Source organism: Pseudomonas sp. GW822-FHT06D10 (assembly GCF_058799535.1).
The window spans coordinates 671,486-685,667 of record NZ_JBXALN010000001.1 but is presented as its reverse complement, the minus strand read 5'-3'; the positions used below and the strand labels follow the sequence as shown (position 1 = coordinate 685,667).

The 14,182-nt window shown below is 63.7% G+C and carries 11 protein-coding genes; 6 read left to right on the top strand and 5 right to left on the bottom strand.

Features of this window, described 5'->3' with window-relative positions:
* The first annotated feature begins 154 nt into the window (after window positions 1-154).
* The gene (locus tag AC1RL5_RS03060) at window positions 155-1,657 is read left to right on the top strand and encodes an ATPase domain-containing protein (protein ID WP_011061528.1); all 1,503 of its coding nucleotides are present in this window, start codon (window positions 155-157) and stop codon (window positions 1,655-1,657) included.
* A complete protein-coding gene (locus AC1RL5_RS03055) occupies window positions 1,654-3,324 on the top strand; it encodes an ATP-binding protein (protein ID WP_072450218.1) in 1,671 nt (556 codons plus the stop codon). The genes AC1RL5_RS03060 and AC1RL5_RS03055 overlap by 4 nt, the downstream gene beginning before the upstream one ends.
* A 10-nt stretch (window positions 3,325-3,334) precedes the next feature.
* Here AC1RL5_RS03055 and AC1RL5_RS03050 read toward each other — a convergent pair whose 3' ends face one another.
* The 5 genes from AC1RL5_RS03050 to AC1RL5_RS03030 form a co-directional block, all read right to left on the bottom strand.
* Window positions 3,335-3,712 carry a response regulator gene (locus tag AC1RL5_RS03050; RefSeq protein ID WP_011061530.1) on the bottom strand — a complete coding sequence of 126 codons (378 nt, stop codon included), beginning with the start codon at window positions 3,710-3,712 and terminating at the stop codon, window positions 3,335-3,337.
* Between the two features lie 100 nt (window positions 3,713-3,812).
* The gene (locus tag AC1RL5_RS03045; RefSeq protein WP_011061531.1) at window positions 3,813-4,994 is read right to left on the bottom strand and encodes a hybrid sensor histidine kinase/response regulator; all 1,182 of its coding nucleotides are present in this window, start codon (window positions 4,992-4,994) and stop codon (window positions 3,813-3,815) included.
* On the bottom strand, window positions 4,984-5,592 hold the full coding sequence (locus tag AC1RL5_RS03040; RefSeq protein WP_011061532.1) for a chemotaxis protein CheB: 609 nt from the start codon (window positions 5,590-5,592) through the stop codon (window positions 4,984-4,986). Before AC1RL5_RS03040 ends, AC1RL5_RS03045 begins: the two co-directional genes overlap by 11 nt.
* Window positions 5,589-6,404 (bottom strand): CheR family methyltransferase, encoded by an 816-nt coding sequence (locus AC1RL5_RS03035; RefSeq protein WP_011061533.1) that lies wholly within the window; start codon window positions 6,402-6,404, stop codon window positions 5,589-5,591. Before AC1RL5_RS03035 ends, AC1RL5_RS03040 begins: the two co-directional genes overlap by 4 nt.
* The gene (locus AC1RL5_RS03030; protein WP_145711951.1) at window positions 6,404-9,898 is read right to left on the bottom strand and encodes a response regulator; all 3,495 of its coding nucleotides are present in this window, start codon (window positions 9,896-9,898) and stop codon (window positions 6,404-6,406) included. Before AC1RL5_RS03030 ends, AC1RL5_RS03035 begins: the two co-directional genes overlap by 1 nt.
* A gap of 256 nt (window positions 9,899-10,154) precedes the next feature.
* Between AC1RL5_RS03030 and AC1RL5_RS03025 the strand changes: the two genes are divergently transcribed.
* From AC1RL5_RS03025 to efeU, 4 genes are all read left to right on the top strand, one after another.
* Window positions 10,155-10,514 carry a response regulator gene (locus AC1RL5_RS03025; RefSeq protein ID WP_011061535.1) on the top strand — a complete coding sequence of 120 codons (360 nt, stop codon included), beginning with the start codon at window positions 10,155-10,157 and terminating at the stop codon, window positions 10,512-10,514.
* An 83-nt stretch (window positions 10,515-10,597) separates the two neighbouring features.
* The gene (locus AC1RL5_RS03020) at window positions 10,598-11,896 is read left to right on the top strand and encodes a glycosyltransferase (RefSeq protein ID WP_072450217.1); all 1,299 of its coding nucleotides are present in this window, start codon (window positions 10,598-10,600) and stop codon (window positions 11,894-11,896) included.
* 243 nt (window positions 11,897-12,139) lie between these two features.
* Window positions 12,140-13,045: an AraC family transcriptional regulator gene (locus AC1RL5_RS03015; protein ID WP_072450216.1), complete on the top strand. Its 906-nt coding sequence runs from the start codon at window positions 12,140-12,142 to the stop codon at window positions 13,043-13,045.
* Window positions 13,046-13,328: 283 nt separating this feature from the next.
* The gene (gene efeU, locus AC1RL5_RS03010; protein ID WP_492588949.1) at window positions 13,329-14,177 is read left to right on the top strand and encodes an iron uptake transporter permease EfeU; all 849 of its coding nucleotides are present in this window, start codon (window positions 13,329-13,331) and stop codon (window positions 14,175-14,177) included.
* Window positions 14,178-14,182: the final 5 nt, after the last annotated feature.

Genomic DNA, 14,182 nt, shown 5'->3' with positions numbered 1-14,182 from the left:
CGCCCTTGCCCCCCGCGCCTGCTGTGCTCAGCAGCGGCTCCACGGCGACAAAAGGTTGAACCGTGCCAGCGGCAGGCGGTCAAGTGATTTATCAGCGATATCAAGGTGCTCGACGCCGTCGCCGATCACTTGGACCTATTTGCGAGGGCATTGTTTGTCGACCTCATCTGCGTTGCTCAGCGAAAAAGCCGCCACCGGCATCGAAGGCCTGGACGATATCCTCTCCGGCGGATTGTCACGTAGCCATGTGTTCCTGCTGGAAGGCGAACCCGGTACCGGCAAGACCACCGTGGCCTTGCATTTTCTGCGGGCCGGCGCCGCCGCCGGCGAGCGCTGCCTGTACATCACCCTCTCGGAAACCGAGCGCGAGTTGCGCCAGGGCGCGCAATCCCACGGCTGGCAACTGGACGAGAACATCCACATCTTCGAGCTGATCCCGCCGGAAAGCCTGCTCAACGCCGAGCACCAGCAAAGCCTGCTGTACTCCTCGGACCTGGAGCTGGGGGAAGCCACGCGGCAGATCTTCGAAGTGGTGGAGCGGGTCAAGCCGACCCGGGTGGTGCTCGACAGCCTTTCGGAAATCCGCCTGCTGGCGCAAAGCTCCCTGCGCTACCGTCGGCAGATCCTGGCGATCAAGCACTACTTCGTGCGCTATGACGCCACCGTCCTGCTGCTGGACGACCTGACCACCGAATCCCTGGACAAGACCGTGCACAGCGTGGCCCACGGGGTGATCCGCCTGGAAGAACTGACCCCCAGCTACGGCGCCGAACGCCGGCGCATCCGGGTGGTGAAATACCGGGGCCAGAAGTACCGCGGCGGCTTCCATGACTTCACCATCATGGGCGACGGGGTCCAGGTGTTTCCGCGCCTGGTGGCCGCCGAGCACCGCGGTCAATACCAGCGCCTGACCCTGACCAGCGGCATCACCGAGATGGACGCGCTGCTGGGGGGCGGCATCGAGACCGGCTCCAGCACCCTGATCCTCGGCCCCGCCGGCACCGGCAAATCGCTGATCTCGATGATCTTCGCCGCGGCCGCCGTAGCCAGGGGAGAGAAAGCCGCGCTGTTCATCTTCGACGAGGAACTGGGGCTGCTGTTCGAGCGCATGCGCAACATGGGCATCGACCTCAAGGCGCTGCAGGCCAGCGGCAACCTGATCATCGAACAGGTGGACGCCGCCGAGCTCTCGCCGGGGGAGCTGTCCCACCGGGTGCGACGCTGCGTCGACCAGGAGCGGATCAAGACCGTGGTGATCGACAGCATCAACGGCTACCAGGCAGCGATGCCCGAGGAAAATGCCCTGGTGCTGCACATGCACGAATTGCTGCTGTACCTCAACCGCCAGGGCGCCGCCACCTTCATGACCGTGGCCCAGCATGGCCTGGTGGGCGACATGCAGGCCCCGGTGGACATCACCTACCTGGCCGACACCGTGGTCCTGCTGCGTTACTTCGAGGCCCTGGGCAAGGTGCGCCGGGCCATTTCCATCATCAAGAAACGCACCGGCAGCCACGAGTCGACCATTCGCGAATACCGCATCAGCGCTCGTGGCCTGACCATCGGCGAGCCCCTGGAAGCCTTCCAGGGCGTGCTGCGGGGCGTGCCCACCTACCTGGGCGAGAGCAAACCGCTGCTCAGGGATGAGGGCCAATGAGCCCCGACCTGGACTTTTCCGAACGGGCTCTGGTGCTCACGCCACACGGGCGTGACAGCCAACTGGCGCAGATGATGCTCAAGGAGGCCGGCTTCAACAGCCTGATCACCCCGCACCTGCCCGCCCTGTGCGAGCAGCTGGAGCACGGCGCCGGGCTGGTGATCATCGCCGCCGAAGCCTTGCGCGGGGTCGACCTGGAGCCCCTGCTGCGCCACCTGGAACAGCAACCGGCGTGGTCGGACCTGCCCATCGTGCTGCTGACCCAGCACGGCGGCCCCGAGCAGAACCCGGCATCGCGCTTCAGCGAGCCCCTGGGCAACGTCAGCTTTCTGGAACGGCCCTTCCACCCGGCGACCCTGATCAGCCTGGTCAGCGCCGCCCTGCGGGGCAGGCGCCGGCAGTACGACGCCCGCGACCGGCTGATCGACCTGAGCCAGAGCGAACTGCGCCTGCAACGCACCCTGGAGACCCTGGAACAGCAGGTGGAAGAACGCACCGCACAACTGCGACACAACGAAGAAGCCCTGCGCCAGTCACAGAAAATGGAGGCCGTGGGGCAACTCACCGGCGGCATCGCCCACGACTTCAACAACATGCTCACCGGCATCATCGGCAGCCTGGAGCTGTTGCGCCGGCGCCTGGCCCGGGGCCGCACCGAGGACCTGGACAGCCTGATCGACCTGGGGGTGACCTCGGCCAACCGCGCCGCCGGCCTGACCCACCGCCTGCTGGCCTTCTCCCGGCGCCAGTCGCTGGATTCCAAGCCGGTGGAGATGAACGCCCTGGTGACCTCCATGGGCGAGCTGCTGCAACGCAGCCTCAGCGAAAGCATCGAGCTGGACATGCGCCTGGACCCGCAGCTATGGGTGGCCGAAGCCGACCCCAACCAACTGGAAAGCGCCCTGCTCAACCTGGTGCTCAACGCCCGGGACGCCATGCCCAACGGCGGCCGGCTGCTGGTGGAAACCCTCAACCAACGCCTGGCCCCGGACTTCGCCCAGGCCCACGACAACCTCAAGCCGGGGGACTACGTGCTGCTGCGAGTCAGCGACAACGGCTGCGGCATGCCCGAGGCGATCATCAACCGCGTGTTCGATCCGTTCTTCACCACCAAGCCCATCGGCCAGGGCACAGGGCTGGGGCTGTCGATGATCTACGGCTTCAGCAAGCAGTCCCGCGGCCATGTGACCCTCAACAGCACCCTGGGCCGGGGTACCGAGGTCAGCCTGTACCTGCCGCGTTTTGTCGGCGACCTGGAGCAGGCCGAACACCCTCTGGTGCAACAACCGCCCAATGCGCAGAACGGTGAAACCGTGCTGATCGTCGAGGATGACCCGGCGGTGCGGGTGCTGGTCTGTGCGGTGCTCAGCGAACTGGGCTACGCCTTTGTCGAAGCCGGCGATGCCCGCAGCGCCATGCCGATCCTCGACTCGGCGCAGCGCATCGATCTGCTGATCAGCGATGTCGGGCTGCCGGGCATGAATGGCCGGCAACTGGCGGAAATCGGGCGGCAGATCCGCCCGGAGCTCAAAGTCCTGTTCATCACCGGCTACGCCGAGCACGCGGCGGCCCGTGGCGGCTTTCTCGAACCCGGCATGCAACTGATCACCAAGCCGTTCACCTTCGACCTGCTGACCGCCAAGGTGCGGGAAATGATCCGCGACTGATAGCCGGGCTTCAAGCCAGCAATTGCTGGATCTGTTCCTGCAGGCTGTTGAGGTCGAAGGGCTTGGCCAGGATCGGCGCCTTGCGGGTGATGGGGCTGCCGCATTCGAGGATTTCGTTGGGGTAGCCGCTGATGAAAATCACCTTCAGATCCGGACGCAGCTTCACGGCGGGCTCGGCGATCATCACCCCGGTGATCCCGCCCGGCAGGCGGTAATCGGTGATCATCACGTCCAGGTGCGGCTTGCTGGCGAGAATCTCGAACGCCTGCTCGCCATTCTCGGCCTGCAGCACCCGGTATCCCAGGCCCGACAGGTAGTCGGCCAGAAGCATCAGGATCACTGGTTCATCTTCGACGATCAGTACGACGTCTTGTGCATCTTCACTCATGGAAAACCTTTGCTCGGTCAATTGCTGCTGTTACGACCATTGGGTCACGCAGAGGTTGCGTGCGCGTTACGCTTTTAATGATTCACCGGCCAACGGGCCTCTACAGCGGCAGGCTGACGCGAAACAGCGCGCCCTCGCCGATCCGGCTCTCGACACTGATGGCGCCGCCGTGGGCGGTGACGATCTGCTCGGAAATGAACAGCCCCAGGCCCAGCCCCGCCGCCACGTGGTTGGCGCTGACCCGTTCGAACTGCTGAAAAATACGCTTCTGGTTGTCTTCGCTGATACCGATGCCGTGGTCACGCACCTCGACCCGAGCCTCGCCGTCCTGGGCATAGACCCGCACTTCGATCGGGCTCTTGGCGCCGTAGCGCAGGGCGTTGGTCAGCAGGTTGGAAACCACCTGTTCGATGCGGAACTCGTCCCAGTTGCCCTCCAGGGGCTGCTCGGCCTGCAGGCTCAGGGACGACTGCGCCGCTTCCACCTGAGGCGCGAAGTTTTCCACCAGCCCGCGCACCAGCTGCGCCAGATCGAACCGCGAGGGGCGGATCGACAGCTTGCCGGTACGGATGCGCGAGATGTCCAGCATGTCCTCGATCAGGCGGATCAGGCTTTTGATCTGGCGCTCGTCGCGGTCGACCATGGCGTGCATCTTGTCCAGGCTGAAGGCCGCGGCGTTCTCCCGGGCCAGGTGCATCTTGCGCAGCTGGGTCTCGAGAATCAGGCCATTGAGCGGCGTGCGCACTTCGTGGGCGACGATGGACATGAAGTCATCGCGCATGCGCACTGCCTGCTCCAGCTCGTTCTGGGTGGCCTGGAGCTTCTGGAGCAGCGCTTCCTGCTCGCGCCGGCTCTGCTCCAGGGCCTCGACCTGCTGCTTCATGGCCTTGCTCTGGCGGTACAGGTCGACGAATACGTTGACCTTGCTCTTCACCGCGTGGATGTCCAGGGGCTTGTGCAGAAAGTCCACCGCCCCGCTCTCGTAGCCCTTGAAGGCGTAGTTGAGCTCGCGCCCGGCGGCGCTGACGAAGACGATGGGAATGTTCTTGGTCTTCTCGGTGCCGCGCATCAGCTCGGCCAGCTCGAAGCCGTTCATGCCGGGCATCTGCACATCGAGGATAGCCATGGCGAACTCATGCTGGAGCAGCAGCGACAAGGCTTCGTCAGCCGACAGCGCCTTGTACACCGTACGGTCCTCGCGCTTGATCAGCGCCTCCAGGGCCAGCAGGTTCTCCGGCAGATCGTCGACGATCAGCAGCTTGGCTTGAATATTACTTAACATGGGTTCCTTCCAGCTCGGCAAGCAGACGGCTGATGCCGCGCAAAGGGAGAATGTAGTCCGGTTGATGCAGGGCCAGGGCGGCGTCCGGCATGGTCGAGACATGGGCCTCATTGGGATCCTGGACGATGGTCAGGCCACCCTGGCGCTTGACCTCGGCCAGGCCGCGGGCGCCATCCTGGTTGGCCCCGGTCAGGAGCACCGCGGCCAGGTTCCGGCCATAGGCATCGGCGGCGGACTCGAACAGGTAGTCGATGGCCGGGCGTGAGTGGTGCAGGCGTTCTTCCTGGCTCAGGGACAGGCTGCGGTCCTGCTCCACCGACAAGTGATAGCCGGGCGCGGCGAAGTACAGGGTGCCAGGCACGATCTGCTCCTTGTCGTCGGCTTCCTTCACCGCCAGCGCCAGACGCCGGTCGAAGACTTCGGCCAGCTGGCTGCGGCGCTCGTCGGGCAGGTGCAGGACCACGATCACCGGCAGGCGGAAACCCTGGGCGAAACCGCTGAACAGCTTCAGCAAGGCTTCGACCCCACCCGCAGAGGCCCCTACCACGATCGCCTCGATCTGCGGCCAGAAACCCTGGCTGACAATCTCCTGGCTCATGTCTTGCGATAGATCCGTTCTTGTTTGACCAAGGGCTCGAAGTGCTTGCCATAGGCGGAGAAGTCCAGGGTTTCCTTGCTGCCCAGCACCAGGAAACCACGATGGCAGAGGGACTCGTGAAACAGTCCGAAGGCACGATCCTGCAACTTTTTATTGAAATAAATCAATACGTTACGACAAGAAATTAATTGAGTTTCAGAGAATACACTGTCGGTCGCCAGGCTGTGATCGGCGAAGGTCACGTTCTCACGCAGGCTCTTGTCGAAGATCGCGTAGTCGTAGGCCGCGGTGTAGTAGTCGGCAAAGGAGCGCTGGCCGCCGGCCTGCTGGTAGTTGTGGGTGTAGGCCCGCACGTTCTCCAGGGAAAAGATGCCTTGCTTGGCCTTCTCCAGGGAGCTGGGGTTGATGTCGGTGGCATAGATGATGGTGCGCTCCAGCAGCCCCTCTTCGCGCAGCAGGATGGCCATGGAGTAGACCTCCTCCCCGGTGCTGCAGCCGGCGATCCAGATCTTGATCGAAGGATAGGTCTTGAGCAGCGGCACCACCTCCTGGCGGATCGCCAGAAAGTGCGACGGGTCGCGAAACATCTCGCTCACCGGAATGGTCAGGAACTGCAGCAACTGCATGAACGCGGTGGGGTCGTGCAGCACCCGCTCCTGCAACGCAGAAATGGTCTTGCATTCGAACTGGCGCAAAGCGTGGTTGACCCGGCGCTTGATCGAGGCACCTGAGTAGTCGCGGAAGTCGTAGCTGTACTTGAGGTAAATAGCTTCGATCAGCAAACGCAGTTCGATCTCGGTATTACGCTCCACTAAATTCTTTCCATCTTGGGTAGCCACACACGGATAAGGGAAAACAGCCGGTCCAGGTCAATGGGCTTGGCCAGGTAATCGTTGGAGCCGGCCTGCAGGCAGCGCTCCTGGTCATCCTTCATGGCCTTGGCGGTGACCGCGATGATCGGCAGCTTGCGCCAGCGCGGGTCCTTGCGGATCTGCACCGTGGCTTCGAAACCGTCCATCTCCGGCATCATCACGTCCATCAGCACCAGGTCGATATCCTCGACCTCATTGAGCCTGGCAATGGCTTCATGGCCGTTACGGCCGATCACCACTACCGCGCCCTTGTGTTCCAGGGCGCTGGTCAGGGCAAAGATGTTGCGCACGTCATCATCCACCAGGAGGATCTTGCGGCCCTCGAAGACCTTGTCGCGGCTGCGAGCGGTCTTGAGCATCTTCTGCCGTTCATGGGACAGCTGGGATTCGACTTTGTGCAGAAAAAGCGTCACTTCATCCAGCAGGCGCTCCGGCGAGCGCGCCCCCTTGATGATGATCGAGCGCGAATACTTGCGCAGCTCGGCCTCTTCATCCCGGGTCAGGTTGCGCCCGGTGTAGACGATCACCGGCGGGAAGGAGCAGATATCCTCGGTGGACATGCGCTTGAGCAGGTCGTTACCGAGCATGTCCGGCAGCTTGAGGTCGATGACCATGCAGTCGTAGACGTTCTCGCGCAGCAGGTCCAGAGCCTCCTGGGCCAGGCCCACGGCGGTGATCTCGATGTCATCGTCGCCGATCAACCGGGCAATGCTGTCGCGTTGCAGGTCGTCGTCCTCCACCAGCAGCACGCGCTTGACCTTCTGCGTCAGCTTGGCTTCCAGGCGGGCGAAGACATCCTTGAGCTCCTCGCGGGTGGTGGGTTTCACCGCATAGCCCACGGCGCCCATGTGCATGGCCGCTTCCACCCGGTCTTCCACCGAAATCACGTGCACCGGGATGTGCCGGGTCTGGGCGTTCTCCTTGAGGCGCTGCAACACGGTCAGGCCGGAGTGGTCCGGCAGGCGCATGTCCAGCAGGATGGCGTCCGGGATGAACTGGGCAGCCAGGCTGTAGCCTTCGTCGGCGCCGTGGGCCACCAGGCAGTGGTAACCCAGCTCGTGGGCCAGGTCGAAGAGGATGTGGGCAAAGTTCGCCTCGTCTTCCACCACCAGGATGCAACGACTGCTGAACGGCGCCTTGTCGCGGTCATCGGCGAAGCGCGGAATGTCCGCCCCCGGGGCCTCGGCCACCGGCTGCGGCAGGCTGGCAGGCTGAGGCGCGGCCACGGGCGCGACTGGGGCCGGCGGCGCCACCAGCGGCTCGGCGGCCTCCTGGTACTGCTCTGGCAGCACCAGGGTGAAGATACTGCCGCGGCCGGGTTCGCTGCTGACGCTGATGGAGCCGCCGAGCAGGGTCGCCAGATCCCGGGAGATCGACAGCCCCAGGCCGGTGCCGCCATAACGCCGGTTGGTGGTGCCGTCGGCCTGGCGGAAGGCCTCGAAGATGCTTTGCTGCTGATCCTGGGCAATGCCGATCCCCGAATCCTGCACCGCAAAGGCGATACCGGCCCCCGGCTGAGCGGACACCGTGAGGCTCACCTGGCCCTTCTCGGTGAACTTGACCGCATTGGACAGCAGGTTCTTGAGAATCTGCTCGACCCGCTGGCGGTCGGTGAACAGCATCTGCGGCGCTCCCGGTTGCAGCTCCACCTTGAATTCCAGGCCCTTGTCCTGGGTCAGCGGCTGGAACAGGCTGCGCAACCCGTCCACCAGGCGCGGCACGCTGGCGTTCTCCGGGCGCACTTCGAGCTTGCCGGCCTCGACCTTGGAGATGTCGAGGATGTCGTTGATCAGGTTCAGCAGGTCATTGCCCGCGGAATAGATCGACTCGGCGAACTTGACCTGCTCGGGGCTGAGGTTTTCCTGGGGGTTTTCCGCCAGCAGCTTGGCCAGGATCAGCGAGCTGTTGAGCGGCGTGCGCAGCTCGTGGGACATGTTGGCAAGGAACTCGGACTTGTACTTGCTGGAGCGCTGCAACTCTTCGGCGCGCTCCTCGAGCTGGGTCTGGGCCTCGTTGAGCTCGTTGTTCTTGCGGTCCATGGCGTCGCGCTGATCGGCCAGGATCTGCGCCTGCTCCGCCAGTTGCTCGTTGGTCTGCTCCAGCTCCACCTGCTGGGTTTCCAGGTGCACCTGGGATTCCTTGAGGATCCGCGACTGCTCTTCCAGCTCCTCGTTGGCGGTCTTGAGCTCTTCTTGCTGCACTTGCAGCTCTTCATTGAGCTGCTGGGTCTCGGCCAGCACTTCCTGCAGGCGCTGGCGATAACGCGCGGCCTCGATGGAGGTGCCGATATTGCCGGCGATCAGTTCCAGCAACTCGACGTCGCGCTCGCTCAAGGCCCGCAGGAAGCCCAGCTCGATCACCCCGTTGACCCGATCGTCGTCACGGGTCGGCACCACCAGCACGCTGCGCGGCGAACCATCGCCCAGGCCGGAGCTGACCTTGAAGTAATCGGCGGGCACCTCGTCCAGACGGATCAGACGCTTGTGCTGCGCGGCCTGCCCCACCAGCCCTTCGTCACTGTACAGCGACTGTTCCTGGGTTTCCTGTTCCCGGGAGAAGCCATAGGACGCCACGCGCCTGAGGCCACCGTGCTCCTCACGCACATAGAGCGCCGCCACCGGTGTGCCCAGGTACTGAGCGCAGAATTGCAGGATGTTGCGCCCCAGCAAATTAAGGCTCAGCTGGCCGAGCATCTGCTCGGCCAGTTCGGTCTGGCCGTTGCGCAGCCAGGCCTGCTGTTCCAGGCGCCGGGCGCTCTTTTCCTGGGCTTCGAGGTTGTCGCTGTAGCTCTTGGACAGTGCCAGCAGGTCACGACGGCCGATGTAGGCCAGCAGCGCGCTGATGCCTACCACGAACAGCAGGTACAGCACCACGCTGAAAATGGTGGTGCGGGTAACGTTCTCGTTACGCTCCAGGCGCAACTGCTGCTCCATGGCCACCGCGTCGTCGTATTCCTTGCGGATCTCGTCAGTCAGGCGCTTGCCACGCCCGGCCTGCACCGCGCCGCGGTAATCACCACTCTGGCGACGCAGGTCGATCATGCCCTGGGCAAAGTTGTTCCACTCCATCTGCAGGGCTTCCAGGCGCTTGAGCCGGTCCACCTGCTGCGGGTTGTCCGCCACCAGTTCCTGCAAGCTGCGCAGTTCGCTGACGATACGCGGCTTGGCCACTTCGTAGGGGTCCAGAAAGTGCTCGTCGCCAGTGATCAGGAAGCCGCGCATGCCGGTTTCCAGGTCGATGGTCAGGCGCGCCGACTCGTTGAGGTTGTTGATCACTCGATCAGTGTGCTGCACCCACTGGATGACCGAGAGCAGGTAGGTGATCAGGGACACGAAAAAAACCGCGCTGAGTACACCGACACCCAGCGGCAGGCTGATGTTGCGGGTCAGCAGCTTGCGGAAACTCTGTTCATCAACCGAGGACGGACGAATCATTTGATGGGCCTTGGCGCTGGTGAAAAAAAACGAAGTTTGCCCCACATTCAGCCAGGACAGCTATTTTTTATAACCAAGGTAGCGCTCGCTTGCGATTTGTCCTGCCGTGGGACAAAGGAAGCGGTTATTCTTGCCGACGCTTGTACAAGGGGAATTTTTTGTACAGCTTCGGGAACTTGTGGCAAGCCGGCACTTACTGATGCACAGGGCTGCCTGCCGCACTGCCCCGCCGAATTCATTTCTTGAGAGTGTCCCTATGCCCGCCAGCGCCTCCACCATCCTAGTCGTCGAAGACGATGCCATCGTGCGCATGCTGATTGTCGATGTCCTTGAAGAACTGGAGTTCAGCGTGCTGGAGGCCGACGGCAGCGAAGCGGCCCTGAGCCTGCTGGAGGACGCCGGGCAACATATCGACCTGCTGATGACCGATGTCGGCCTGCCCGGGATGAACGGCCGCGAGCTGGCGGAGCGTGCCCGCACCCTGCGGCCGCAGTTGCCGGTGCTGTTCGCCAGTGGTTACGCCGAGTCCATCGAGGTGCCGGCCGGCATGTCGGTCATCGGCAAGCCGTTCTCCATCGACCAACTGCGCGACAAGGTGCGCAGCATTCTCGGCTGAGGGCAGGCAGCCTGCTCGGGCGCTGGCGCGCTGTGGTTTAATGGCGGCCTTTTTTGCCCCCCGCCTGCCAGGAATGCCCGCTCATGAGTCCCACCGCCGCAACCAAAGTCCTGATCATTGGTTACGTCTGGCCCGAACCCCGCTCCTCCGCCGCCGGCGGGCACATGATGCAGATACTCCAGAGCTTCCTCGAACAGGGCTGGGAGCTGACCTTCAGCAGCCCGGCCAACGAGGGCGAACACAAGGAAGACCTGACGGCCCTGGGCATTCGTGAATGCCCGATCGAACTCAACAACGCCAGCTTTGACCGTTTCGTCGCCGAGCTGGCACCGGACATCGTGCTGTTCGACCAGTTCATGATGGAGGAACAGTTCGGCTGGCGGGTGGAGCAGCATTGCCCGAATGCCCTGCGGGTGCTGGAGACCTCCGACCTGCAATGCCTGCGTCATGCCCGGCACCAGCGCCTCAAGGATGTTCTCAAGGAGGGCACCGAGGAAGACGACTTCAGCCCGCTGTTCGCCCAGGCGCCGGAGCAGGAATTCCAGCACATGGCCGTCACCGACCTGGCCAAGCGCGAGATCGCCGCCATCTATCGCTGCGACCTGAGCCTGATGATCTCCGAGGTGGAACTCGAGCTGCTGGTGCAGCAGTTCCACTTGCCGCCGGCCCTGCTGCACTGGTGCCCGCTGATGCTCGAGCAACTGCCGCAGGGCTTTGCTCCCTTCGAGCAGCGGGCGCACTTGCTGAGCATCGGCAACTTTCGCCATGCGCCGAACTGGGACGCCGTGCTGTGGATGAAGAACCGCGTATGGCCGCTGATCCGCCAGCAATTGCCCGGCGCGCAATTGCACCTGTACGGCGCCTACACCCCGCCCAAGGCCGCGGCGCTGCACAACCCGGCCCAGGGCTTTCACATCATGAACTGGGCCGAGGATGCGCTGCAGGTGATGAGTGCAGCGCGGATCTGCCTGGCGCCCCTGCGTTTCGGCGCAGGGATCAAGGGCAAGCTGCTCGATGCCATGCTTTGCGGCACGCCCAGCGTCACCACCCCGGTGGGCAGCGAATCCATGTCCCAGGACGGCCTGCCATGGCCGGGGGCGGTGGCTGAATCCGCCAGTGGCCTGGCGGCGGCCGCGGTGCGCCTCTATCAGGACCGGCAGTTGTGGGAGCGGGCCCAGGCGGATGGCCGGCAGTTGCTCGAAGCGCGCTACCGCCAGCAAGTCCACGGCCCGGCGCTGATCCAGCGCCTGCAACACTGCCGCCAGCACCTGGAGCAACTGCGCCGGGACAACTTCACTGGCGCCATGCTGCGTCACCACCATCACAAGAGCACCCAGTACATGGCGCAGTGGATCGAAGCGAAAAACCGCCCGGCCTCCTGACCTTTCTTCGCTGACGCACTACCGGCGGTGCGCTTGCCGGCGAACAGGCCCTGGGATTTGCGCCGAACGTGAGGCCGCCTTCGCTGGCAAGCCAGCTCCTGCAGTTGGCGTGATATCGGCGGTGTTCTTGTAGGAGCCGGCTTGCCGGCGAACAGGGCGCCAACCCTGAGCACGCCTTCTCTGGTGCGCGAGCGGGCCACGAGGCATTATCAGCCGGGCCTACAACAAGAACAGGCCCGCGCCATGAGCCGACCCGGCAAGATCACCGACCCCTCCTATGAGTTGATGGACGACCACAACGGCCTGTCCATCATCTATCGCCAGCACGGCTTCCCCTGCCCTCTGGTGCGCTGGCATTTCCACAAGGAATACGAGCTGCACCTGATAGTCGCCAGCTCCGGCAAGGTGTTCATCGGCGACTACATCGGCAACTTCTACCCGCAGACGCTATTTCTCACTGGCCCCAACCTGCCCCACAACTGGATCAGCCAGGTGGCCGAGGACGAAGTGGTGGCCAAGCGCGACATGCTGGTGAACTTCACCGATGAGCTGTTCGACAGTGGCAGCCAGGTGTTCGCCGAGTTGAAGAACCTCAGCCCGCTGCTGGATCGGGCGCAGTACGGCATCGAGTTCCGCTGCCCGCAAACCATCGCCCAGGCCCTGCCACTGATGCAGCGCATCGCCGACTCCAGCGGCATCACCCGCCTTGGCCACTTCCTCATCCTCATGGAGCTGCTGGCGGCCTGCGACGACTACCAGTTGCTGTCCGGCGCCACCAGCGTGCAACTGGCGGACGAACACAGCGTCGACCGCACCAACCGCGCGGTGGACTACATCTTTGCCCACTACGCCCGGGAGTTGCCCCTGGAGGAAGTGGCCGACTACCTGGGCATGAAGCCCAGCTATTTTTCCCGGGTGTTCAAGCAGGCCACCGGGCGCTGCTTCGTCGAGTTCGTCAACCGGCTGCGCATCAGCAAGTCCTGTGAACTGCTGGCCGACGGCGACAAACCGGTGACCGACGTGTGCTTCGAGTCGGGCTTCAACAACATTTCCAACTTCAACCGGCGCTTCCAGCAGCTCAAGGGCATGACCCCCTCCCACTACCGTCGCCTGGCGGTGCAACGCCTGACCGAACAGAACCTCGGCTAAGGACCCACGCTCGGCGCAGGGCTCAAGGGCTTCTTCGCCGGCAAGCCGGCTCCTACAAAAGCCCCCCACCAATATCACGCCAGCTGTAGGAGCTGGCTTGCCAGCGAAAGCGCCCCCACGCCGGGCGCCAGGAACAATCGCCCCCCAGAGCCAACAAACCGGTCCAGGCTTGGTAAACGAGACCCGTTCAGCTTCCGTTCAGCAGTTGTCAATAATCTTCATTTAGCAATGAGTATCATTATGTTACAAATTACCCCCTAGCCTATTTGCCCACCGGTGCTGAATGCTCGTTCCATTTCTGATCATGTTGCGCGAAGGGATTGAAGCCGCGCTTATCGTTGGCATCATCGCCAGCTACCTGAAACAGACTGGCCGTGGCCAGTGGATGCCCGCCGTGTGGATCGGGGTTTTCCTCGCCGCGGCCCTGGCCCTGCTGGTGGGCGGCGGCCTGGAACTGATGAGCGCCGAATTCCCGCAGAAGCAGCAGGAACTCTTCGAAGGCATCGTCGGCCTGGTGGCCGTCGGCATCCTCAGTTCCATGGTGTTCTGGATGCGCAAGGTGGCGCGTTCGATCAAACATTCCCTGCATGCCTCCCTGGACCACGCCCTGGCCGGCTCCAAGCACCAGATCACGGCGCTGATCGCCATGGTGTTCTTCGCCGTGGCCCGCGAAGGCCTGGAAACCGTGTTCTTCCTGCTGGCGGTGTTCCAGCAGAGCGAAGGCCCGGGCGCGCCCATAGGCGCCCTGCTGGGCCTGATCTCAGCGATCATCGTCGGCTTCCTGATCTACACCGGCAGCATGCGCCTGAACCTTGGCGCCTTCTTTCGCTGGACCGGGCTGTTCATCCTGGTGGTGGCCGCCGGCATCCTCGCCAATTCGGTGCAGGCCCTGCATGAAGCCGGGGTCTGGAACCACCTGCAGGCCGTACTCTTCGACTTCAGCGCCAGCCTGCCCATGGATGGCCCGGTGGGTTCGGTACTGGCTGGCATGTTCGGCTACCAGGACGCCCCCACCATCAGCACCCTTGGCGCCTATGTGCTGTACCTGGCCGTGACCCTGGTGCTGTTCTTCCTGCCCGGCGGCGCCCCAGCCAAGGCGCCCGGCTCAACGTCTTCCGCTTCCAGTCAGTAAGGCTC

Excerpts from the sequence above, each read along its gene's own strand:
- AC1RL5_RS03055 (WP_072450218.1), top strand. The coding sequence starts at position 1,654 with ATGAGCCCCGACCTGGACTTTTCCGAACGGGCTCTGGTGCTCACGCCA.
- AC1RL5_RS03050 (WP_011061530.1), bottom strand. The coding sequence starts at position 3,712 with ATGAGTGAAGATGCACAAGACGTCGTACTGATCGTCGAAGATGAACCA.
- AC1RL5_RS03045 (WP_011061531.1), bottom strand. The coding sequence starts at position 4,994 with ATGTTAAGTAATATTCAAGCCAAGCTGCTGATCGTCGACGATCTGCCG.
- AC1RL5_RS03040 (WP_011061532.1), bottom strand. The coding sequence starts at position 5,592 with ATGAGCCAGGAGATTGTCAGCCAGGGTTTCTGGCCGCAGATCGAGGCG.
- AC1RL5_RS03030 (WP_145711951.1), bottom strand. The coding sequence starts at position 9,898 with ATGATTCGTCCGTCCTCGGTTGATGAACAGAGTTTCCGCAAGCTGCTG.
- AC1RL5_RS03025 (WP_011061535.1), top strand. The coding sequence starts at position 10,155 with ATGCCCGCCAGCGCCTCCACCATCCTAGTCGTCGAAGACGATGCCATC.
- AC1RL5_RS03020 (WP_072450217.1), top strand. The coding sequence starts at position 10,598 with ATGAGTCCCACCGCCGCAACCAAAGTCCTGATCATTGGTTACGTCTGG.
- AC1RL5_RS03015 (WP_072450216.1), top strand. The coding sequence starts at position 12,140 with ATGAGCCGACCCGGCAAGATCACCGACCCCTCCTATGAGTTGATGGAC.
- efeU (WP_492588949.1), top strand. The coding sequence starts at position 13,329 with ATGCTCGTTCCATTTCTGATCATGTTGCGCGAAGGGATTGAAGCCGCG.